The sequence below is a fragment of the Gordonia cholesterolivorans genome, from assembly GCF_039531975.1.
Lineage (GTDB): Bacteria > Actinomycetota > Actinomycetes > Mycobacteriales > Mycobacteriaceae > Gordonia > Gordonia sihwensis.
Window position 1 is genome coordinate 1 of the sequence record NZ_BAAARB010000079.1, and the last position, 595, is coordinate 595.

Annotated in this window: 1 protein-coding gene; it reads right to left on the minus strand. The window is 64.9% G+C overall.

The genetic code is table 11. The features are described from left to right. A partial coding sequence (locus tag ABFX36_RS18965) for a transposase (protein ID WP_346077843.1) occupies positions 1-475 on the minus strand: 475 nt, incomplete at its 3' end. Positions 476-595: the final 120 nt, after the last annotated feature.

The following is a 595-nucleotide window of genomic DNA, read 5'->3' on the forward strand; positions in this document are numbered from 1 at the left end:
AGTGGGCGGTCACCAACGTCGCATCGATGTCAATGATCAGCGGCTTCTTCGCCGACCGACCATGATCGGGAGCCTGATCGGCGGCCAGGGACCACACCCGCTGGCGGGCGGCGGCGCGAGCGGCCCGGATCGCGTTCACAGCCCGCTCGGGATCGGCGGCCAGGGTGGCGATCAGGCGTGAGACCGTCGGATCGGAGGCCACCAGACCGAACACGTCGGGACGACCGCGGACCATGCTGATGTCGGCCAGGCAGTCACCGCCGACGATCAGGCTCGTGGCCAAATCGAGGAGGATCTTCGCTGGATCGTGGGTCGCGAGGGGTTTGCGCCACGGCGCGAGCGCGGTCCGTAGCGCGTCGGTGAGGCCGGAGAGTTCGGCGGTACGGGTGGCCAGGACGGTGCCGCCGTGGGTGATGATGCCGCCGCCGTCGGCGGTGGCCTGAATCTGCGGGTAAAACACGGTAGAGTTCTTCACCAGAAAGGTGCTCCTTGCCCTGCTTGTGATTGTCGTTTCGCAACAACAATTATTGCAGCTCAGAGCACCTTTCTTCATGAAAACGGCAGGTCAGGCGAATTCAGCGATGAAAGCCCGAGG